This window comes from Janthinobacterium sp. UMAB-60, from assembly GCF_900095235.1.
Classification (GTDB): Bacteria; Pseudomonadota; Gammaproteobacteria; order Burkholderiales; family Burkholderiaceae_D; genus Janthinobacterium.
In genome coordinates, this window is sequence record NZ_LT607482.1 from 263,026 (window position 1) to 284,520 (window position 21,495).

At 62.8% G+C, this 21,495-nt stretch carries 21 protein-coding genes; 15 read left to right on the top strand and 6 right to left on the bottom strand.

The window, feature by feature from the left end:
- Window positions 1-95: 95 nt before the first annotated feature.
- The 9 genes from K0F86_RS01175 (at window position 96) to K0F86_RS01215 (ending at window position 11,404) form a co-directional block, all read left to right on the top strand.
- Window positions 96-1,625, top strand: a complete 1,530-nt coding sequence (locus K0F86_RS01175; protein WP_219132568.1) for a class I SAM-dependent methyltransferase — start codon at window positions 96-98, stop codon at window positions 1,623-1,625.
- Between the two features lie 289 nt (window positions 1,626-1,914).
- Window positions 1,915-2,475 carry a DUF2889 domain-containing protein gene (locus K0F86_RS01180; RefSeq protein ID WP_219132569.1) on the top strand — a complete coding sequence of 187 codons (561 nt, stop codon included), beginning with the start codon at window positions 1,915-1,917 and terminating at the stop codon, window positions 2,473-2,475.
- Window positions 2,476-2,550: 75 nt separating this feature from the next.
- A complete protein-coding gene (gene sucC, locus K0F86_RS01185; protein ID WP_096238002.1) occupies window positions 2,551-3,720 on the top strand; it encodes an ADP-forming succinate--CoA ligase subunit beta in 1,170 nt (389 codons plus the stop codon).
- Window positions 3,721-3,733: 13 nt separating this feature from the next.
- Window positions 3,734-4,615, top strand: coding sequence for a succinate--CoA ligase subunit alpha (gene sucD, locus K0F86_RS01190; RefSeq protein WP_065306949.1), 882 nt, complete (start codon window positions 3,734-3,736; stop codon window positions 4,613-4,615).
- Window positions 4,616-4,883: 268 nt separating this feature from the next.
- The gene (locus K0F86_RS01195; protein WP_219132570.1) at window positions 4,884-5,234 is read left to right on the top strand and encodes a hypothetical protein; all 351 of its coding nucleotides are present in this window, start codon (window positions 4,884-4,886) and stop codon (window positions 5,232-5,234) included.
- A 34-nt stretch (window positions 5,235-5,268) separates the two neighbouring features.
- A complete protein-coding gene (locus K0F86_RS01200) occupies window positions 5,269-6,570 on the top strand; it encodes a TolC family protein (protein WP_219132571.1) in 1,302 nt (433 codons plus the stop codon).
- Entirely contained in the window at window positions 6,567-7,730 is a 1,164-nt protein-coding gene (locus K0F86_RS01205) for an efflux RND transporter periplasmic adaptor subunit (RefSeq protein WP_219132572.1), read from the top strand. The genes K0F86_RS01200 and K0F86_RS01205 overlap by 4 nt, the downstream gene beginning before the upstream one ends.
- Window positions 7,720-10,812 carry an efflux RND transporter permease subunit gene (locus K0F86_RS01210; protein ID WP_219132573.1) on the top strand — a complete coding sequence of 1,031 codons (3,093 nt, stop codon included), beginning with the start codon at window positions 7,720-7,722 and terminating at the stop codon, window positions 10,810-10,812. Before K0F86_RS01205 ends, K0F86_RS01210 begins: the two co-directional genes overlap by 11 nt.
- Window positions 10,813-10,939: 127 nt before the next feature.
- Window positions 10,940-11,404 carry a pilin gene (locus K0F86_RS01215; protein WP_219132574.1) on the top strand — a complete coding sequence of 155 codons (465 nt, stop codon included), beginning with the start codon at window positions 10,940-10,942 and terminating at the stop codon, window positions 11,402-11,404.
- Window positions 11,405-11,425: 21 nt separating this feature from the next.
- Here the strand turns inward: K0F86_RS01215 and K0F86_RS01220 are convergent, their stop codons facing one another.
- Window positions 11,426-12,148, bottom strand: coding sequence for a flagellar brake protein (locus K0F86_RS01220; RefSeq protein WP_219132575.1), 723 nt, complete (start codon window positions 12,146-12,148; stop codon window positions 11,426-11,428).
- A gap of 163 nt (window positions 12,149-12,311) precedes the next feature.
- Between K0F86_RS01220 and K0F86_RS01225 the strand changes: the two genes are divergently transcribed.
- Window positions 12,312-12,692, top strand: coding sequence for a DUF6713 family protein (locus K0F86_RS01225; protein WP_219132576.1), 381 nt, complete (start codon window positions 12,312-12,314; stop codon window positions 12,690-12,692).
- Here K0F86_RS01225 and moaC read toward each other — a convergent pair whose 3' ends face one another.
- The gene (moaC, locus tag K0F86_RS01230; protein WP_219132577.1) at window positions 12,693-13,199 is read right to left on the bottom strand and encodes a cyclic pyranopterin monophosphate synthase MoaC; all 507 of its coding nucleotides are present in this window, start codon (window positions 13,197-13,199) and stop codon (window positions 12,693-12,695) included.
- 196 nt (window positions 13,200-13,395) lie between these two features.
- On the opposite strand from moaC, the gene K0F86_RS01235 reads away from it, so the two are divergent.
- Window positions 13,396-14,982 (top strand): M48 family metalloprotease, encoded by a 1,587-nt coding sequence (locus tag K0F86_RS01235; protein ID WP_219132578.1) that lies wholly within the window; start codon window positions 13,396-13,398, stop codon window positions 14,980-14,982.
- 3 nt (window positions 14,983-14,985) lie between these two features.
- Here K0F86_RS01235 and K0F86_RS01240 read toward each other — a convergent pair whose 3' ends face one another.
- Genes K0F86_RS01240 through K0F86_RS01255 form a run of 4 tightly spaced genes read right to left on the bottom strand, consistent with a single transcriptional unit; the run spans window position 14,986 to window position 17,272 of the window.
- Window positions 14,986-15,576, bottom strand: coding sequence for a DUF2946 family protein (locus tag K0F86_RS01240; RefSeq protein ID WP_219132579.1), 591 nt, complete (start codon window positions 15,574-15,576; stop codon window positions 14,986-14,988).
- 46 nt (window positions 15,577-15,622) lie between these two features.
- Window positions 15,623-16,594 (bottom strand): YheT family hydrolase, encoded by a 972-nt coding sequence (locus tag K0F86_RS01245; protein ID WP_219132580.1) that lies wholly within the window; start codon window positions 16,592-16,594, stop codon window positions 15,623-15,625.
- Window positions 16,594-17,019, bottom strand: coding sequence for a nuclear transport factor 2 family protein (locus K0F86_RS01250; RefSeq protein ID WP_219132581.1), 426 nt, complete (start codon window positions 17,017-17,019; stop codon window positions 16,594-16,596). Before K0F86_RS01250 ends, K0F86_RS01245 begins: the two co-directional genes overlap by 1 nt.
- A gap of 58 nt (window positions 17,020-17,077) precedes the next feature.
- Window positions 17,078-17,272 (bottom strand): zinc-finger domain-containing protein, encoded by a 195-nt coding sequence (locus K0F86_RS01255; RefSeq protein WP_070220739.1) that lies wholly within the window; start codon window positions 17,270-17,272, stop codon window positions 17,078-17,080.
- A 259-nt stretch (window positions 17,273-17,531) separates the two neighbouring features.
- Here K0F86_RS01255 and K0F86_RS01260 point away from each other — a divergent pair, with 259 nt between their 5' ends.
- The 4 genes from K0F86_RS01260 (at window position 17,532) to pyk (ending at window position 21,469) form a co-directional block, all read left to right on the top strand.
- The gene (locus K0F86_RS01260) at window positions 17,532-18,278 is read left to right on the top strand and encodes an AzlC family ABC transporter permease (protein WP_219132582.1); all 747 of its coding nucleotides are present in this window, start codon (window positions 17,532-17,534) and stop codon (window positions 18,276-18,278) included.
- Complete coding sequence (locus K0F86_RS01265) at window positions 18,271-18,621, top strand: AzlD domain-containing protein (protein ID WP_219132583.1); 351 nt, start codon at window positions 18,271-18,273, stop codon at window positions 18,619-18,621. The genes K0F86_RS01260 and K0F86_RS01265 overlap by 8 nt, the downstream gene beginning before the upstream one ends.
- A 77-nt stretch (window positions 18,622-18,698) precedes the next feature.
- On the top strand, window positions 18,699-19,910 hold the full coding sequence (locus tag K0F86_RS01270; protein WP_219132584.1) for a phosphoglycerate kinase: 1,212 nt from the start codon (window positions 18,699-18,701) through the stop codon (window positions 19,908-19,910).
- Window positions 19,911-20,020: 110 nt separating this feature from the next.
- Window positions 20,021-21,469: a pyruvate kinase gene (gene pyk, locus K0F86_RS01275; protein ID WP_099762002.1), complete on the top strand. Its 1,449-nt coding sequence runs from the start codon at window positions 20,021-20,023 to the stop codon at window positions 21,467-21,469.
- The last annotated feature ends 26 nt before the right edge of the window (window positions 21,470-21,495 follow it).

The following is a 21,495-nucleotide window of genomic DNA, read 5'->3' on the forward strand; positions in this document are numbered from 1 at the left end:
TATTTGTTAACTTGACAGCAAGGATCAGTTATTCTGCCCAATTGCTGCTGCGCATGTTGCGTCCCAGCTTTTTTACTTGATATACGGGACACCTGATGAGCAATTGGCATGCCGGCTACACGGCCGAAACCGCATACACCTACGGCTATTACACGGAATTGAACCCCTTGCGCATACAGTTGTTGCTGCTGAGCTGGGGCATACAGCCGCCGAAGGTCAGCACCGCATGCGAACTCGGGTTTGGTCAGGGCATGACCGTCAATATCCATGCCGCGGCGTCCCGCACACGCTGGTATGGCACCGATTTCAATCCGGCCCAGACCGCCTTTGCGCAGGAACTGGCCGAGGTCTCCGGCAATGGCGCCGTGCTGTCGGAGCAAGCGTTCCAGGATTTTTGCGCCCGCACCGACCTGCCTGACTTCGATTTCATCGCCCTGCACGGTATCTGGAGCTGGATCTCGCCGGAAAACCAGGCGCATATCGCCGATTTCCTGGCGCGCAAGCTCAAGCCGGGTGGCGTGCTGTACATCAGTTACAACACGCAGGCGGGCTGGGCTGCGATGGCGCCGATCCGCGACCTGATGGAGCAGCACAGCCGCGTGCTGAGCGCGCCGGGGCAGGATTCGCTGACGCGCGTGGGCAGCGCGCTCTCCTTCGTCAACCGCCTGATGGAGACCAAGCCGCGCTATCTGCTGGCCAATCCCAGCATCGCCCTGCGGCTGCAACAGATTAGTGAGCAGGATCCGAACTACCTGTCCCACGAGTACTTCAATCATTACTGGCAACCGGTATCGTTTTCGGCCATCAAGCCGGTGCTGGCCGCGGCCAAGCTCGAGTTTGCCGGTTCGGCCGCCTACCCCGATCATGTTGCCCCGCTCAATTTCTCGCCCGAACACCTGGCTTTCCTGGCGCAGATTCCGGATGCCACGTTCCGCGAGAACACCGCCGATTTCATGCTGAACCGGCAGTTTCGCCAGGATTACTGGGTCAAGGGCAGCCGCAAGCTGAGCGCCCATGAACAGGCTGCCGCCCTGCGCGCCATACGCATCCTGCTGGTGGCGCCGGTCGAGCAGATCGCCATGAAGGTGACGGGCGCCTTGGGCGAGGCCGATCTGGACCCGGCCGTGTATGGCCCCCTGCTGGAACTGCTCGGTGACTGCAAGCCCCATACCATAGCCGAACTGCAACAGCGTTTGCTGGCCGACCTGGGCAGCCTGCTGCAGATGTTGCTGGTGCTGGCACATAAAGCCTGCATCTCGCCAGTGCAGGATGACGCGGCGATCGCACTGGCGCGGCCGGCTACGGCCAGGCTGAACCGGCATCTGCTGGAAAAGGCCCTGGGCCGCACCGACCTGGCCGCGTTGGCCAGTCCGGTGACGGGCGGCGGCGTGGGTGTGTTGCATCTGCAACAGTTGTTCCTGCTGGCCAGACTGGAAGGGCATCAGGAGGCCGACACCTGGGCGGCATTTGCCTGGCAGGCTTTCCGCGCACTGCAGCAAACCATGGTGCGCAATGGCACGGTGCTGACGACGGAAGAAGACAACCTGGCTGAACTGGCCGTGCAGGCGGAAAGCTTCCGCGTCACCGTGCTGCCCATCCTGCAGGCACTGGGCGTGGCCGATTGAGGCTGATGCCGACGCCTCTCGTGTCATGGCAATGACAGTGATTTTTATGATATCAATCATTTGTTTTGTGAATGACTTCATGAAAATCACTGTTTTCTATTTATAATTTGAAATGTTTTTAACGAAGCAATGAAAAATTATGTTGCGGCGCAACCTGCGTCCAATGTGCTACACTTTTAGGGTTTTTGCGGCGCCGCAGGTGCGGTTGCTGTTCGTAGAAGCTGCGAACAGAGTGCTTTAGGCACATGGCTGCTTACTAAATTTTGGCCGCGCAAGCGGCATCGGTCTTATGCCCCTGTCAACTCCCGTATCCCGGCGCGCCCTACGGCACTCCCGCGTTATCGACGTCCAAGCGTATATGCGCGACGACGGCCTGTGGGATATCGACGCCCGTATCACCGATATCAAAAGCTATGACGCGACCCTGGCCTCCGGCCCCCGTCCCGCCGGCACTCCCCTGCATGACCTCCATTTACGCATTACCGTCGATCGCGAACTGACCATCGTCGAGGCCGAAGCCGCCTCCGATGCCGTGCCCTATCCCGGTTTTTGCGATACCATCGGCCCCGCTTACAGGGCGCTGATCGGTTTGAATTTATTGAAGAATTTCCGCCGCGACTTGAAACAGCGCCTGGCGGGAATCGCCGGCTGTACCCATTTGACCGAACTGGCGCAAGTCTTGCCGACTGCGACGGTTCAGGCATTTGCCGGTGATGTCTGGTCGACCCGCGACGGTGAGAATGCTGATTTGTCGCATGAAAAGCCGTTTCAACTCGACAAGTGTCACGCCCTGCGCACCGATGGCGGGGCAGTTGCACAGTATTACCCGCGCTGGGTAGCCAAAGCGTGACCCCGGCGCTGTATTTCCTGTTTTTTTGCACCACTAACCGTATTTTTACAAATCAGTATCAGAAGGGAAGCCAGCATGAAAATCCATGAGTATCAAGCCAAAGAAATCCTCCGGCAGTATGGAGTGACGGTACCACGCGGCATTCCGTGCATGTCCGTCGACGAAGCCGTCAAGGCTGCGGAAACCCTGGGCGGCCCGGTATGGGTCGTCAAGGCGCAGATCCACGCAGGTGGCCGCGGCAAGGGCGGCGGCGTGAAAGTGGCAAAATCGATCGAACAGGTCAAAGAATACGCTGACCAGATCATGGGCATGCAGCTGATCACGCACCAGACCAGCGCCGAAGGCCAGAAAGTCAACCGCCTGCTGGTGGAAGAAGGCGCCGACATCAAACAGGAACTGTACGTTTCGCTGGTCACCGACCGCGTCACCCAGAAAATCGTCCTGATGGCTTCGTCCGAAGGCGGCATGGACATCGAAGAAGTGGCCGAGAGCCACCCTGAGAAGATCCACCACGTCACCATCGAGCCTAGCGTTGGCCTGACCGATGCCCAGGCAGACGACATCGCGACCAAAATCGGCGTGCCTGCCGGTTCCATCGTCGACGCCCGCGTCAACCTGCAAGGCCTGTACAAAGCGTACTGGGAAACCGACTGCTCGCTGGCCGAAATCAATCCGCTGATCGTCACCGGCAGCGGCAAAGTCATCGCCCTGGACGCCAAGTTCAACTTTGACCCGAACGCCCTGTTCCGTCATCCGGAAATCGTCGCCCTGCGCGATCTGGACGAAGAAGATCCAGCTGAAATCGAAGCGTCGAAATTCGACCTGGCCTACATTTCGCTCGACGGCAACATCGGTTGCCTGGTGAACGGCGCCGGCCTGGCCATGGCCACCATGGACACGATCAAACTGTTCGGCGGCGAGCCAGCCAACTTCCTGGACGTCGGCGGCGGCGCGACGGCAGAAAAAGTGACCGAAGCGTTCAAGATCATGCTGAAAAACCCAGGCCTGAAAGCCATCCTGGTGAACATTTTCGGCGGCATCATGCGTTGCGACGTGATCGCCGAAGGCGTCATCGCCGCGGTGAAAGCCGTCTCGCTGAACGTACCGCTGGTGGTGCGCATGAAGGGCACCAACGAAGATCTGGGCAAAAAGATGCTGGCCGATTCCGGTCTGCCTATCATCGCAGCCGACACCATGGAAGATGCAGCCAAGAGCGTCGTTGCCGCTGCTGCCGGTCAAGCTTAATTAAGGAATCAACATGTCCATTCTGATCAATAAAGATACCAAAGTCGTAACCCAAGGGATCACCGGCAAGACCGGCCAGTTCCACACCCGCGGTTGCCGCGACTACGCGAACGGCAAAGCTGCCTTCGTGGCAGGCGTGAACCCGAAGAAAGCCGGCGAAGACTTCGAAGGCATTCCTATTTTCGCTAGCGTCACCGAAGCGAAAAAAGAAACCGGCGCCAACGTTTCCGTGATCTACGTGCCGCCAGCAGGCGCGGCAGCGGCGATCTGGGAAGCTGTCGAAGCTGAAATGGATCTGGCCATTTGCATCACCGAAGGCATTCCTGTCCGTGACATGATGGCCTTGAAAGACCGTATGGCCAAGTCGGGCAGCAAAACCTTGCTGCTGGGCCCTAACTGCCCAGGCTTGATCACGCCAGACGAAATCAAGATCGGCATCATGCCAGGTCACATCCATAAAAAAGGCCGCATCGGCGTGGTATCGCGTTCGGGTACCCTGACCTATGAAGCAGTGGGTCAGCTGACCGCACTGGGCCTGGGCCAATCGTCGGCAGTCGGCATCGGCGGCGACCCGATCAACGGTCTGAAGCACATCGACATCATGAAGATGTTCAATGATGATCCAGATACCGACGCGGTCATCATGATCGGCGAAATCGGCGGTCCGGACGAAGCCAACGCGGCGTATTGGATCAAAGACAACATGAAAAAACCGGTCGTCGGCTTCATCGCTGGCGTGACGGCTCCTCCAGGCAAGCGCATGGGCCACGCCGGCGCGCTGATCTCGGGCGGTGCCGATACGGCACAAGCCAAGCTGGAAATCATGGAAGCTTGCGGCATCACCGTGACCAAAAACCCGTCGGAAATGGCGCGTCTGCTGAAAGCCATGCTGTAATTCCAGCCTGGTTCACGCAATGCAAAAAAGGAGCTTCGGCTCCTTTTTTTGTCCTTTGCATCCCCCTTCCTGCCAACCGCTCGCCCTATCCCGCGACACCTCGTTACCGTCTACGTGCCCGCTCGCGTGGGCCATGACAGGCATGTGACATTACCAACTTGTAACACCGTTCGGTGCACCGCGCGCCTATGATTCGGCCTGTCAGCTTCACCTTCGCGCGCCGCGTGCGTGCCTACTTTCTACATCGGAAAACTACCCTATGGATGCCATGAAACCGGGCGTGGCCGCGCTATGCCTGTTGCTGTTGTGCGCCTGTGCCGAGGCGCCCAAGGTGGACTGGCGGCAGGGCGCAAAGCGCGCCTGGGTCGTCGCTGCGTACGCACCCGGACGCACCGCCGATTTGCCAGCCTGTCTGGCGCGCTTGTCCGACGCCGAATTGGCGAGCCGCCATTTTGTCGAGTTGCGCTACCACCATGTGCGCGTCATGCGCACGGCGGTAGCCGAGGTGCCGCCGGAGATCGACGCCAGGCCTGGCGTGCAGGTCGAGTTGTGGCCAGAGGATTGCGGGAGAGGTCATTTGTCGCGCATGTCCAGATTATTGCCCGCTGACAGCGATTAAATTCCAAGAGAATGTGAAAGCAAACATCATGTCCATGAAATGTTTACGGTGGCCAGCGGCGTTGTTGCCGTTGTTCCTGCCACTGATCCTGCATGCGCAGACCCCGCTGGAGGACAGCCTGGGGCTGGAGCAGTTGCAGCGCGTTGCGCTCGAACGCAACCACGACGTACGCGTGTCGGCACTGGCGCTTGACAGTGCCGCCGCTGCCGTGACCAGCGCCGCCGCCGCGCCCAATCCCATGTTGACGGTGCAGACGATGAACATCAACCCCGGCCTTGGCGTGGGCGCAGGCAGCTTGCGCAGCAAGACCGTCGACAGCAGTGTGCGCATCGACCAGTTGCTGGAGCGGGGCGGCAAGCGCGGCCTGCGCCGCGACGGTGCACTGCATCAGGAAGAGGGCGCGCGCGAAGACGTGCGCGAGGCGCGGCGCCAGTTGCGTCTCGCTGTCAGCCAGGCTTATTACGATGCGCTGGCGGCGGGCGAGCGCCTGACCATCCTCAATGATACGGCGCAGTTGTACCAGCGCACCGTCGAGGTGGCGCAGAAGAAGCGACAGGCGGGTGATGTGTCGCCGGCTGACGTGGCGCGGCTGCAAGTTGAAGCGCTGCGCGCCAGCAACGATACGGCGCAGGCGCGCAGCGATGTCGCGCGTACGCGCCTGGCGCTGGCCTTGCTGACCGGTATCGACAACCGCCAGGCGCAGCTGCCGCTTGCCGATGGCTGGCCCGCAGTCGCAGCCACCACCCTGGCGCAGGCCGATCCGGCCGAGGCAGCCATTGCGCATCGCCCCGATGTGATGGCGGCGCAGGCGAGGGTGGCCGCGGCCCTGTCGGCACACAAGCTGGCGCTTGCCTCGCGCACGCGTGACGTTTCCATCGGCGTGCAGGCTGAACATTACCCGACCAGCGCCAGCAATCCACAAGGCAGCGGCAACAGCTTCGGTATTTCCCTGCAGGTACCGCTCTTTCTGCGCTACCAGTATGACGGCGAGATCCGTAGTGCCCAGGTGGCGCTGGACCTGGCGCAGGAAAACCTCGAGCAGGCGCGCATCCTGGCCAGGGCGGAGCTGAGCCGTTCTGTACTCGACATGCGCAGCAATGGCGAGCGCTTGCAACGCATCGACGACAGCTTGCTGCCGGCCGCGCAAAAGTCGGCCCAGGCGGCGGAATTCGCTTACCAGCATGGCGCCCTGCCGATCGCCGATGTACTCGATGTGCGGCGCAGCTACCGCGCCGTGCAGCTTGACGCACTGGCCGCCCGCAGTGACTACGCCAAGGCGCTGGCCGCCTGGCAGGCATCCTTTCCCACCGCATCTCTTGAAAGTACGACACCATGATATCGCGCAGTACTTTGACTTATGGCGCCCTGTTCGTCCTGTTGTGCGGCGGGTCCGCCGCGGGCGTGCAGTATCTGCAACGGGCGCACGCCGCCGCTTTGCCTGCCGCCGCCGTGGCCAGCAGCGTTGCCGCGCCCGGCGTGCTGCATTTTGCCGCGAATGCGCCGCAGATGGCGACGCTGAAAATCGCCGCAGTGAGTGCGGTGCCGCTGCCGGCCAGCGCCGCCCTGAACGGACGCATCGCCTACGATGAAAACGTCACCACGCGCGTCAGTTCGCCCGTGCTGGGCCGCGTGCTGGCGTTGCATGCCGATAGTGGCGAGCGCGTGGCGCGCGGCGCCTTGCTGGCCGACCTCGATTCTCCCGACCTGGCCAGTGCCGAGGCCGACTGGCGCAAAGCCCAGTCCGACGAAGTGCGCAAGCAACTGGCCTATCAGCGCGCCGACACACTGTTCCGCGGAGAGGTGCTGGCGCGCAAGGATTATGAGTCGGCCGATGCCGATTTCCAGCAGGCACGCGCGGAAACGCGGCGTGCGGCCTTGCGCATGCATAGCCTGAACGCGGTCGGCAGCGACAATGGCCGCTACACGCTGCGCGCGCCGCTGGCCGGCACCATCGCCGACCGCCAGATCAACCCGGGCCAGGAAGTGCGTCCCGACGCGCCCGCGCCCCTGTTCGTCATCAGCGACTTGCGCCGCCTGTGGCTGCTGGTCGACGTGCCGGAAAGCGCCCTCGCCAGCGTGCGCCAGGGACAGGCCGTCAGTGTCGAGACGGATGCCTACCCGGGGCGCCGCTTCAGCGCCACGGTGGCGCATGTGGCGCCGGTGCTGGACCCGCAGACGCGGCGCATCCAGGTGCGTTGCACGCTGGACAACGCCGATGGCGCCCTGAAGCCGGAAATGTTCGCGCGCGCCTCCTTCCTGGCCGGCGATGGCGGCGTCCTGGCCGTGGCCTTGCCCAATACCAGCCTGTTCGCAGAAGGCGTGCACAGCTATGTCTTCGTGGAAAAACAGCCAGGCACGTTTGAAAAACGCCGCGTGAACGTGCGCATCAAGGGACGCGACAGCAGCTTTGTCGATGCGGGCGTGAGCGCCGGCGAACGGGTCGTCACGGAAGGCGCCTTCCTGCTCAACGCCGAGGTGGCCACCAATGCTCGCTAAGCTGATCGATTTTGTCCTGGCGCAGCGCGTTTTCGTGCTGATCCTGACGGCGGCGCTGGCCGTCTTCGGCTACCGCGCGCTGAGCAACCTGCCCATCGAAGCCTTTCCCGACGTGCAGGACGTGCAGGTGCAGATCGTCACGCAGTATCCGGGCCAGGCGCCGGAGGAAGTCGAACGCAACGTCACCTTGCCCATCGAACGCGAAATGAGTGGCGTGCCGCAGCAGACGCAGCTGCGTTCCGTGACGATTACCGGCCTGTCCGTGGTGACCCTGACCTTTGCCGATGGCACGGACGATTATTTTGCGCGCCAGCAAGTGCTGGAAAAATTGCAGAATGTCACGCTGCCCACGGGCGTGCAGGCGAGCCTGGCGCCCTTGTCGACGGCGGTCGGTGAAATCTTCCGCTATGTGATCGAGGCACCGCCGGGCATGGATGCGAACGAAGTGCGGGCCTTGCAGGACTGGGTCGTGCGGCCTGCGCTGCGCATCGTACCCGGCGTGGCCGATGTCGTCAGCTTCGGCGGCACTGTCAAGGAATACCAGGTGCAGGTCGACCCGGCCGCCCTGCAGCGCTATGGCGTCACCATCGACCAGCTCAGCGCGGCCTTGAACAATAACAGCGCCAATGTGGGTGGCGGCCTGGTGCGCCGCGGCGACGAGGCGCTGGTGGTGCGCGGCATCGGTATCTTTGGCAGCATCGACGATATCGGCCGCGTCATCGTCAGCGCCAAGGGCGGGCGCACGGTGCTCGTGTCGGACCTGGCCGAAGTGACCGTGGGCAATCGCCCCCGTTCCGGCGTGGTGGCCTTCAACCGTGAAAACAGCGTGGTGGAAGGCATCGTGCAGATGAGCAAGGGCAGCAACGCCGCCAAGGTGGTGGCCGACGTCAAGCTGGCCATCGCCGGCCTCGATGCGCGCCTGCCGAAAGGCGTGCATTTGCGCACGATCTACGACCGCACGGAACTGATCGGCCACACGGTACACACGGTGGCGGAAAACCTGCTCCTGGGCGCGGCGCTGGTGATCGCCATCCTGGTAATTTTCCTGGGCAACTGGCGCGCCGCCCTGATCGTCGCGGCCGTGATTCCCCTGTCGTTGCTGTTCGCCTTCATCATGCTTGATGCGCGCGGCATTCCCGCCAACCTGATTTCGTTGGGCGCGGTCGACTTCGGCATCATCATCGACAGCGCCGTGGTGCTGGTCGAAGCATTGCTGGTACGGCTGGCCCTGCTGGGCGAGCAGGGGCGGCATGATGCCTCCCTGCGCGAGCGCACCCTGAAGCAGACGGTGGTCGACCTGGGTCACCCCATCCTGTTTGCCAAGGCCATCATTATTGTCGCCTTCATTCCCATCTACACCTTCCAGCGCGTGGAAGGCAAGATCTTCTCGCCCGTGGCGTTTACGCTGAGCTTTGCCATGCTGGGCGCCATCATCCTGACCATGACGCTGATTCCGACCTTGCTGGCCTGGACCATGCGCCGCCACCCGATGGCGGAAAAGCACAGCGCCTGGCTGCAGCGCATCCAGGACGGTTACGGCCGCCTGCTGGCGGCGGCCCAGCGCCAGCGCAATTTCGTCATGCTCGCCTCGGTGCTGGCGCTGGTGGTGACCCTGGCGCTGGCACCGCTACTCGGCAGCGAGTTCCTGCCCAAGCTCGACGAAGGCAACCTGTGGCTGACGGTCAGCCTGCCGACCTCCAGTTCGCTGGAAAAGACGCGCGCCGTCGAGCAGCAGGTACGCGCCATCATCCTGTCCTACCCGGAAGTGGGGAATGTTATCTCGCACGTGGGCCGGCCCGACGACGGCACCGATCCCAAGGGCAGCAACAACATGGAAATCCTGGCGGACCTGAAACCGCGCGGCAGCTGGCGCTTTGCGGACAAGGAGGCGCTGGTGGCCGATATGTCGGCGAAGATACGCACCTTGCCCGGCGTGCCGACGAACTTTTCGCAAGTCATCGAAGACAATGTGGAAGAGGCGCTGTCCGGCGTGAAGGGCGAAATTGCCGTGAAGATTTACGGTCCCGACCTGGACGTGCTGACGCAAAAGAGCGAGCAGATCGCCGGCATCCTGAGCGGCATTGCGGGTGCGGCCGACGTGGGCGCCGTAAAAATCGGCGGACAGAGCGAACTCGACATCGTTATCGACCGCGAGCGCATCGCCCGCCTGGGCGTCAACGTGGCCGATGTCAACACGGCGATCCAGACGGCGCTGGCGGGCAACGTCGTCAACGCGTATTTCGAAGGCGACCGGCGTTTCGACATTACCGTGCGCCTGAAGGAAGCGGCGCGCGACTCCGTCGATGCCGTCGGCGCCCTGCCGGTCAATTTGCCGGGCGCCACCGGCACGGTGGCGCTGGCCGAGCTGGCGCACATCGAGGTGCGCCAAGGCGCGGCCCGCATCAGCCGCGAAGCGGGCGGGCGCAATGCGTCCGTCAAGGCCAACCTGCTGGGCCGCGACCAGGGCAGTTTCGTTGCGGAGGCTCAAGAAAAAGTGGCGCGCCTCGTGCACCTGCCGCCGGGCTACCAGATCACCTGGGGCGGGCAGTTCGAAAACCAGCAGCGCGCCGTGAAGCGCCTGGAAGTGATCGTGCCGATCACCGCGCTGATGATATTTTCGCTGCTGTTCTGGGCCTTCCGGTCCGTGCGCAAGGCCATGCTGATCCTGTCCATCGTGCCATTTACCATGATCGGCGGCATCCTGGGCCTGGCGCTGGTCGGCCTGCATTTTTCCGTCTCGGCGGCCGTTGGCTTCATTGCCGTGGCCGGTATATCGGTGCAGAACGGCGTCATCATGGTCGAGCAGATCGTCGAGATAGCCCGGCACAACGCGAGTGCCGTCGATAGTGCCATCGCCGGCGCCGTGGCGCGCTTGCGGCCCATTCTGATGACGGCATTGATGGCAGGCCTGGGCTTGCTGCCGGCGGCGCTGTCGCACGGTATCGGCTCGGAAACCCAGCGCCCGTTCGCCGTGGTGATCGTGGGCGGCATCGTGTCGGCTACCTTCTTTACCTTGCTGCTGTTGCCTCTGGCCTATCCCTATTTTGCGGAAAAGAAAGGACTGTCCGAGGACGCCGCCTGACGCAGTTGGGCCGCGTATGCCAAAAAGTGTCGCTTTTCTTTCCACGTGCACCGCCGTTGCCCGGGCGCGCCGCTGGCATGGCGCTTGCACCGTACCTGGCGTGCACAAGGCACCATGGGAGGCGACGATGCGCGCGCAGAGCGGATTTACCCTGATAGAACTGATGATCGTGGTGGCCATCGCCGGCATCCTGGCGGCCGTGGCCATTCCCCAGTATGGCGACTATACGATGCGGGCCAAGGTCAGCAACGTGCTGGCCGCCGCTGCCCCGTTGAAAACGGCCGTGGCCCTGTGCGTGCAGGAAAACGGAGGACTGGCGACCGCTTGCAGCACGCCCACCGAGGCCGCGCCCAGCGCCATTCCCCTGTTCAGCCCGACGCGCGAAGTGGCCAGTGCCAAGGTCGACAAGGGCAATATCGAGCTGACCCTGGCGGGCGACATGGGCAGCGGCATGGGTGGCCAGACGGTGAGCATGGAGTTGCAGGTCGGCTCCAGCAGCCTGAGCTGGTTTAACAGCACCAGCGTGACGAATGCGGCGGCGAAGGAAGCCATTACCAGGAACAATATTCCCAAGGTGGTGGCGACGCAGTGAGCGCTGCCTGCCGTGCCAGTGTCAGACGATTTTTTGCCGGTCCGCGATCAGCGCTTCATACGTGAGGTTTTGCAGCAGGGTGTAGTGGGTCGGTTCCAGGTCGATGAATTGCACGCCATACGTATAGATTTCGGCGACGTCGGCCGCATTGCCATTCGACGGCTTGCCCACGCTGACGTTCTGGATGCGCGCGCGCGTGTTGACGCGCATTTGATGCTTGTTCGGCTGCACCAGCAGGGTAAAGCTGAGCGCGACGCCCTCGTCGTCCGGCGTGAGCATGCTGGGCGCCTCGATCAGCGCCCCCGAGACGCTGAGGTTGACGATGAACACGGGCACGGCCGCCACGTCGCGGTAGCTCAGCTGCGCCGGAATGTCCACTTTCACGCGCATGGCCGTGCGCAGGCTGGTGCCCTGGATGGCGTCGGGAAAGCTCAGGTGCACATAATTGAGCGGGCGGCCAAAGATGCGCAGCACGCTGCAGGCAAACGAACACACGGTGACGCCGGAAAACACGCGGATGGTCAGCTTGTCGCCCTCGTTGAGCACGATGGCGGTGCCGTTTTCCATGGGAATCTTGACGATCAGGTACTCGTCTTTCACATAGCCGATCAGGGTCGAGAAATGCTGGATGGGCTTGATGGTGCGGTGCGTGATGAACTGGATGCGTCCGCCCACCTGCAGATTCATCGCCTCGAATTCGAAGTCCTGGAGCTTGCTTTCCGCGGCGGGCTTGTTGCTTGTCATGCGATGCTCATCTCGATATGGTCGAATCGCAGTATGCATGATTTCTTGATGAAAAAGCACTCATATCAATGAAATTCATATTCGCATGGAAAAATGCCATGGACGCGTGCCGGTGCGCGGTTCTGGCTTTACAATTGCGTCAATATTGACGAATGTAAATCTTATGGCACGCAGCTATTTCTGGACGATGTTGTTGTTGATCCTGCATCAGGTCGATGCGGCGTACTGGCGCGAATGGGAAATGTTCCATGTGCCGGGCGGCATACAGGGTTTCCTGTTGTTTAACCTGGCGGCGATTGCGCTGGTGCTGGTCGGTTACCGGCACGTGCTGCTGGCCACCCCGCGGGCGGCCCTGTACGCTTGTGTGTGCGCCGCGCTGGGCGTGGGAACCTGCCTGATTCATGCCGGCTTTGCGCTGGCAGGGCTGGAACAATTCCACTTGCCCCTGTCCGTGGCCATCATCGTGCTGTGCCTGGCCAGTGCCGTCTGGCTGCTGTGCGACCTGCGCCGCGTCCTGGGCCAGCTGGCGCGCCAGCTGGCATAGTTACACCTCGGCGTGCCAGTCGCCCGACTTGCCGCCATGCTTTTCCAGCACGCGCACATTCGTCATGACCATGCCCCGGTCGACGGCCTTGCACATGTCGTAAATCGTCAGCAAGCCGATTTGCACGGAAGTGAGCGCTTCCATTTCCACGCCCGTCTTGCCGGTGGTATCGACCTGGGCGCGGCAGTGCACGCTGTTGGCCGCTTCATCCACTTCGAAGTCGACGGTGACGCGCGTGAGGGCCAGCGGGTGGCACAGGGGAATCAGGTCGCTGGTGCGCTTGGCGCCCATGATGGCGGCGATGCGGGCGATGCCCAGCACGTCGCCCTTTTTCGCATGGCCGGAAATGATCAATGTCAGGGTGGCGGGCTGCATGCGGATGGTGCCGGCGGCCACGGCGCTGCGGCGCGTGTCTTCCTTGCTGCCCACATCGACCATATGGGCCTGGCCCGTGGCGTCAAAATGGGTCAGTTCTCCGGCGGGGGCTTGCTTGTCTGCTGTTGTCATGGCGTCAAAATAGGTAAGGAGTGGAGATGCGGCACGCCCGGCCACGGCGTCATAGCACTGGCATGGCGCATGCTTGTCGCGTGAGAATGGGCGCCGCTAACAAGGTATGATAGCACCCGTGAATTCAAAAACTCCCCTTCCTATCGTCCTTGAAAACGCCGCTGCGGCATGGCTGCGCCGCTCCCGGCGCGCATCCATGCTGGCTGCATTCTGGCTGGCGGCGCCATGTGCGCTGGCGCAAACCTATACGTCCGCACCGGCGGCGCCGGCCGCCATCACGGCGACCACGGCCAGCAGCTGGACGCCGCTGGCCGTGCCGCCGGCGCCGAACCTGCCGAACCTGGGCGATACCTCGCGCGTAGACCTGTCGCCGGCGATGGAGCGCAAGATCGGCGAGGAAATCATGCGCGGCATCCGCGGCGACCGCGATTACCTCGATGACGCCCCGCTGCTGGAATACCTGAACACTTTCGGCAACGCCCTCGTGGCGGCGCGCCCCAGCGTGCGCGGCGAAACGAATTACGACTATTTCTTCTTTGCCGTGCGCGATCCCCAGTTGAACGCGTTTGCCTTGCCGGGCGGCTTCATCGGCGTGCATTCGGCCCTGGTGCTGGCGGCGCAAACGGAGGCGGAACTGGCGTCTGTGCTGTCGCACGAGATCGGCCACGTGGCGCAGCGCCATATCGCGCGCATGCTGGGCCAGCAGCGCCAGGATGCGCTGATGCCGCTGGCGGCCATGTTGCTGGCGGCGCTGGCGTCGCGCGCGGGCGGCGACGTGGCGCTGGGCGTGTTTGCCGCCGGCCAGGGCCTGGCCATCCAGCGCCAGCTCAATTTTGGCCGCGATGCCGAGCGCGAGGCCGACCGCATCGGCTTCCAGATCATGGGCGAAGCCGGTTTCGACACCACCGGCATGGTGGCCTTCTTCGGCCGCATGCAGGCGGCCAGCCGTTCGTACAGCGACCTGGTGCCCGCCTATCTGCAGACCCACCCGCTGACGACGGAACGCATCGCCGATATCCAGGCGCGTATCCGCGAGCAACCGTACAAGCAGCGTCCGGACAGCCTGAGTTTTCACCTGGCCCGCGCGCGTGCCCGCGTGCTGCAGGATGAAAGCGTGCAAGGCCTGTTGAATGCCACGGCCGTCTTCAAGACGCAGCTGGAACAGCAAAGCCGTTTCCAGGTGGTGGCTGCCCATTACGGCCTGTCCTTTGTCGCCGTCAAGCAGGGCAAGCCGGCGGAGGCGCAGAAGGAACTCGATGCCGCCAATGCCGCCCTGCACCAGCCGGCCGGGCCGAATGTGTTTACCTCGGGCGGCACGCAGGCGCCGAACTCGCTGCTGGCGGCGATGGGGCTGGAAGTGCTGTTGATGCCGGCGCAAAAGAAGGAAGTGGCGCAGCAAGCCCTGAAGGCGGCGGATGCGGCGCGCCAGCAGTTCCCCCTCTCGCGCGGCATTGCCCATCAGTATGCGGAAGCACTGATGGCTGCCGGCAAGCTGGAGCAGGCTACCTTGTATCTGCGCGACCAGGTGCAGCTCTACAAGGAAGAACCGGAACTGTATGATTTACTGGCGAAATCCTATGCGGACCAGGGCAAGATGACTTTGCAGCACATGGCGCTGGCCGAATCCTATGTGTTGCAGGGCGCCACCATGGCCGCGCTGGACCAGCTGACCATCGCCCGCAAGTCGACGGACGCGACTTTTTATGACCAGGCCGTGATCGATGCGCGCGAGCGCGAATTGCAGGAAAAGCGCCGCGAACAGCTGAAAGACCAGAAGGGTTAAGCCTTATTCGGCTTGCGGCGCGCGCTGGAAGCCGAAGGTTGTCGGCACGGCATCGTAGCGCAGCGGCTGCACGACTATCTCCTTGTCGTCATGCAATAACACCAAGTTTCCCTGCCCATTTTCCAGCCAGGCCAGCAGGGCCTCGTCGCCAGCCGCCAGGCCGTCGAGCCGCAGCGATGGCAGCACCTGCGCCATGTCGCGGTCGTCCACCTGCGCCACGATATGATCGTTGCGCAAGATCAGCGCGCCGTTGTCGCATAGATACGCCGCCTCGATGGCCGCCAGCGGCGTGCCTGTCTGCAGGACAAAACCGTGCCGCGGGTCGCTGCGGGCGATGTAGGGCGTCGCTTCCAGGTTCAGGTAGACGCGCTGCGGGCCATTCTGGAAAAACCAGCAACCGCGGTCGTCATGGTCGTAATTGCGGTTGATAAATCCCAACAGGGCTGCATGGGCTATCTTGTCGCCGGGCAGTTGCTGCTGTTGCGCCTGCTGGTCGCGCATGCGCCAGTGGCCGCGCGCATCGAGGCCCAGCCAGCCGTAGCAGTGCGGCACGTTCGGCCATTTGGCCAGCGCCTGTTTGACGAGTTCATCCATGTGTAGCGTTTTCCGTGTGCGTTTGCGAACTGCCAGCGTGACAGCTTTATGGTGCCGATGGCGCCGTGTTGCCGCCTTCAAAAAAATGGATCAGGCGCTGCGGCAACCAGCGTGTGCTTCCTGGTAACTTGCCAGCGGCAAAGCCGACGTGGCCGCCGTGGCGTGGATATTCGAGCGTGACCTGCGGCGCGGCGCTGCGCGGCAAGTAGCGCCCGGGCAGGAAAGGATCGTTCTGGGCATTCAGCACCAGGGTCGGCACGGTGATGTCTGGCAAGACGTGCTTGGCGCTGGCGCGGTGCCAATAATCGTCGGCGTCGCGGTAGCCGTGCAGCGGCGCCGTGACGACATTGTCGAAGGCGTGCAAGTCGCGCGCGGCCAGCATGGCGTCGCGCGCAAACAGGCCGGGAAACTGTTCCAGCTTGGCCAGGCACTTCGGTTTGAGCGTGTTCAGGAACATGCGCGTGTAGAGGCGGTTGGCGCCGGACGACAGGGCTTTGCCCCCTTGCGCCAGGTCCAGCGGAGCGGACACGGCGGCGGCGGCATCGATGAAATCGGCCTGGTGCTGCGACTGGCCCAGCCAGCACAGCAGGGCGTTGCCGCCCAGCGAGACGCCAGCCGCGTAAAATTTACCTGTCGCGCGCGGGCGCAGGCGCTGCACGATCCAGTCCACTTCCTGCGCATCGCCCGAATGGTAAAAGCGCGGCGCCAGATTGGCTTCGCCCGAGCAGCCGCGAAAGTGCGGCACGGCGCCCGACCAGCCGCGCGCGGCCACCTCGGCCATCAGGGCGCGCGCGTAATGGCTGTTCGACGAGCCTTCCAGGCCGTGGAACAGCAACACGAAGGGCTGGCCCGGCTGGCCGTCGACCAGGTCGACGTCGACGAAGTCGCCATCGGGCGCCTGCCAGCGTTCGCGGCGGAAAGCCACGGCCGGCTTGGCGAGGCACACGGCCGGATAAATCGTCTGCGCGTGGCCGCCAGGCAGCCAGAGCGGCGCGGTGTAGGAAAGAGACAAGGACATCAGTGCAGGATCTGCGTTCCCGTGGCGTCGGCCGGCGCGCCACCGGGGGCGATGGAGGCGTGGTGCAGCACGATGCGCCAGCCGCGCGGCGTTTTGACATATACATTCGTGGCCAGCAGATGTGCCGGGCCGCCCTCTTCGGCGGTGACGCCTTCGATGACGGTGTGCACTGAGCTCATCAGGTTGTGCGTTTCATGCAGCTGCGCCGGCACGATGTGCAGGCCGCCGGCCGTCAAAATGGTTTCCCACGAGGCGCGGATGGCGGCATGGCCGATCAGGCGCGCGCCGCCCGGGTGGATGCAGACGATTTCCTCGTCGTCGGCCCATAGCGCCATCAGCGCTTCGAGGTCGGCGCGGTGCAAGGCATCGTAGAAAGCCGCTTCGACTTCGGCGGCGCTGCCATTGAGTTCTTTCAGACGTTTCATGACGACTCCGGGCTGGTGCAAATAAAAACGGCGCGCTGGGGGCGCGCCGCTGGGCAGTTTAATGATGGCCGGCGCTGGCGCCTTCCTTCAGGGTATACGCCGTGCCGCAGTACGGGCACTTGGCGATACCGTCTTTGTTGAATTCCAGAAACACGCGCGGATGCGACGACCACAGCGGCATGGCCGGGTTAGGGCAGTGGGCTGGCAAGTCTTTACCGTCGAGTTCGACCGCTGGCTGGGTGGTTTTTGTCATCTTGTCATGCTCCGTGAGGCTGTATGGAAGGAAGTCGGCTGCTGCCAAAAGTACGATTTTAACGGATTCAGGCAGACAGCAAAAATCATGGCTAAAATGGCGGCTCGATCATCTGCGGCTGCGGCGCGGGTTTTTTGCGGAAATATGGCAGCTGCAGCGCCACACTGACTGGATTCGCCTTGCCGGTATCACCGTTGCGTAGCGCTACTACGCGCACCATTGTTGTGCAGTTACCACACTCCGCTTGCCGGGGGTGCGCATGAACACCCGCGTGAGCGCCGTCATGGCCGACAAGGACGAGGCCCTGCTGAAAGACGCCTGGCGCGCCGGCCTGAATCTGGGCGCGCCCACCCTGCTGGGCATCGCCGCCTGGGGCATGGTGGTCGGCGTGGCCATGGTGAAAAGCGGTTTGACGGTGGCGCAGGCGGGGGCGATGACCCTGTTCGTGTTTGCCGGCTCGGCCCAGCTCGCCTCCTTGCCCCTGCTGGCCGCGCAAGCGCCCGTATGGGTGATCTTCGCCACGGCCCTCGTCGTCAATTTGCGTTTTGTCATCTTTTCCGTGTTGCTGGCCCCGCATTTTTCCCATCTGCCGTGGCGCCAGCGCTTTGCGCTCGGCTATGTGGCCGGCGACATCACGGTGGGCCTGTTCCTGCAGCGCTACCCGCATGAAACGCCGGACCCGGCCAAGCTGCCCTTCCTCAAGGGACTGATTTACCCGAACTGGCTGGCCTGGCAAATCGGTTCCTTCATCGGCATCGTGCTGGGCGCCGTCGTGCCGGCCGAATGGGGACTGGGCTTTGCCGGCACGCTGGCGATCCTGTGCGTGACGGTGCCGCTGATCCTCAGTCGCGCCGCCCTGTGCGGCGTGCTGGTGGCGGGTGCTGTGGCCGTGCTGGCCTTCGGCCTGCCGTATAAGCTGGGCTTGCTGGTGGCCGTGGTGGTGGGCATGGTCAGCGCCATGGCCGTGGAAGAATTGACAGAAAAATGGATAAAACGCCATGTTTGACGGCATAGACTGGGGCAGGGCCGATGTGTGGATCGCCATCGCCGTGCTGGTGGTGGCCACGGCCGCCACGCGCAGCACCTTCTGGCTGGTCGGCCATCACATCACCATTCCGCGCCGCGTAGGCGAGATGCTACGCTATGCGCCGGCCTGTGCGCTGGCGGCCATCATCGCGCCCGACCTGCTGATGGAGGGGCAGCAGCTGCACTTTGAATTGTCCAATTTGAAACTGTTATCCGGTATTGCCGCCACGCTCTTTTTCGTGATGCGCCGCAATATGCTGCAAACCATCGTGTTTGGCATGCTGGTTTTCACGGGCTTGCGACTGTTGCATGTTTTTCAGTAAAGCAGGACAAATCGGGGATTTGGTCTGGTCATTGCGGTAAAATAGCGCACTTCCTTCCACTCGTCATCTGGATCGCCATGTCAGCTGTTCTCAACTTCATCCGTCTGCAAGATTTGATCGCCCAAAATGCACTGCAAGGCAAGCGCGTGTTTATCCGCGCCGACCTGAACGTCCCGCAAGATGACAGTGGCAAGATCACCGAAGATACGCGCATCCGCGCCTCGGTGCCGGCCATCCGCGCCGCCCTCGACGCTGGCGCCGCCGTCATGGTGACGTCGCACTTGGGCCGTCCGACGGAAGGCGAGTTCAAGCCGGCCGACAGCCTGGCGCCCGTGGCCGCCCGTTTGTCCGAGCTGCTGGGTCAGGAAGTTGCACTGAAACAAAATTGGATCGACGGTGCCGGCTTGGAAAACCTGGCCCCAGGCCAGGTGGTCCTGCTGGAAAACGTGCGCGTCAACAAGGGCGAAAAGAAAAACAGCGATGAGCTGGCGCAAAAAATGGCGAAATTGTGCGATATCTACGTCAATGACGCGTTCGGCACGGCCCACCGCGCCGAAGCGTCCACGCACGGCATCGCCAAGTTCGCCCCTGTCGCCTGCGCCGGCCCGCTGCTGGCCGCCGAACTCGATGCGCTGGGGAAAGCTTTGCACGCCCCGGCCCGCCCGCTGCTGGCCATCGTCGCCGGTTCGAAAGTATCGAGCAAGCTGACCATCCTGAAAGCCCTGTCCGACAAGGTCGATAACCTGATCGTCGGCGGCGGCATCGCCAACACCTTCATGAAGGCCGTTGGCTTGAACGTCGGCAAGTCGCTGGTGGAAGCGGAACTCGTCGAAGAAGCCAAAGCCATCATCGAGATCATGGCCAAGCGCGGCGCGCAAGTACCGATTCCCGTTGATGTCGTGTGTGCCAAGCAGTTTTCGCCTACGGCCGCCGCTACCGTCAAGGACGTGGCCGACGTGGCGGACGACGACATGATCCTCGATATCGGCCCGAAAACGGCGGCCCTGCTGGCGCAGCAGATCGCCGCCGCTGGCACCATCGTGTGGAACGGCCCGGTCGGCGTGTTCGAATTCGACCAGTTCGGCCACGGCACCAGGACCCTGGCGCTGGCCATTGCCGAGTCGAAAGCGTTCTCGATCGCCGGCGGTGGCGACACCCTGGCGGCGATTGCCAAATACGACATTACCGATAAAATCAGCTATATCTCGACGGGCGGCGGCGCTTTCCTGGAGTTCCTGGAAGGCAAGACTTTGCCCGCAGTGGAAATTCTCATGCAACGTGCTGGCTGATAAAGCCTGACTGTAGTGCCACCAAGCGCAGCCTGACCGCTGCGCTTTTACCTTGCCGGCTGCTGTCTCCAACCGGCCTTGCTCACCTTCGCTCGCGCACAAGGATTCCTATGCCACGTGGTACAAAAATCGTAGCAACAATCGGCCCCGCCTCCACTGACTTCGATATCCTGGTCAAAATGATACGTGCGGGCGTCGACGTGGTGCGCTTGAATTTTTCCCACGGCAAGGCGCAAGACCATATCGACCGCGCCGCGCTGGTGCGCCTGGCGGCGGCCGAATGCGGCCGCGAAGTGGCCATCATGGCCGACATGCAGGGTCCGAAGATTCGCGTCGGCAAGTTTGAAAACACCCGCATCCAGCTCGAAGCGGGCGAGCGCTTCATCCTCGACGCCAAGTGGGGCGAAAACGGTGAACTGGGCAACCAGGAACGGGTCGGCCTCGACTACAAGGCTTTGCCGCGCGACCTGCACAAGGGCGACGTGCTGCTGCTGAACGACGGCCTCATCGTGCTGATCGTCGAGCGCATCCACGGCAGCGAAATCCACACCACCGTCAAGATTGGCGGCGAGTTGTCGAACAACAAGGGCATCAACCGCCAGGGTGGCGGCCTGTCCGCCCCCGCGCTGACGGCCAAGGATATGGAAGACATCAAGACGGCCATGAGTTTCCAGGCCGACTATCTGGCCATTTCCTTCCCGAAATGCGCGACTGACATGGAAATGGCGCGCCAGCTGGCCAATATTGCCGGCGAAGCGTACCACCACAAGCCGATGATGATCGCCAAGATCGAGCGCGCCGAAGCCATTCCTGCCCTGCAGGAAATCCTCGACGCGTCCGACGGCATCATGGTGGCGCGTGGCGATCTGGCCGTGGAAGTGGGCAATGCGGCCGTGCCGGCCTTGCAGAAGCGCATGATCAAGATGGCGCGCGCGTCGAATAAACTGGCGATCACGGCCACGCAGATGATGGAATCGATGATCGTCAACGCCGTGCCGACCCGCGCCGAAGTGTCCGACGTGGCCAATGCCGTGCTCGATGGCACGGATGCCGTCATGACCTCGGCCGAGACGGCCTCGGGCAAGTACCCGATCGAGACGGTGGAAATGATGGCCGCCATCTGCGTCGAGGCGGAACAGTCCGAATACAACAAGCTCGATGCCGATTTCCTCAACGTCACGTTTACCCGCATCGACCAGTCGATCGCGTATGGCGCGCTGTTCACGGCCCATCACCTGCGCGTAAAAGCCATCGTGGCGCTGACGGAATCCGGTTCCACCGCCTTGTGGATGAGCCGCCACAGCATCGACACGCCGATCTACGCGCTCACGCCCAGTGTCACCACTTTGCGCAAAGCCGCGCTGTACCGCAATGTTCGGGCGTATCATCTGATGCAGAACGCCCCCAGCGCGCAAGTGCTGAAGCAGGCGGAAGAGCTGCTGGTGGCGCAGGGCATCGTCAAAAAGGGTGACATGATCGTCGTCACCTGGGGCGAGCCGATGGGCCAGGTGGGTGGCACGAATGCATTAAAGATTGTCACAGTCGGCGAGTTTGATTAATAGCTAAGAATTCAGGCGCCGCCGCG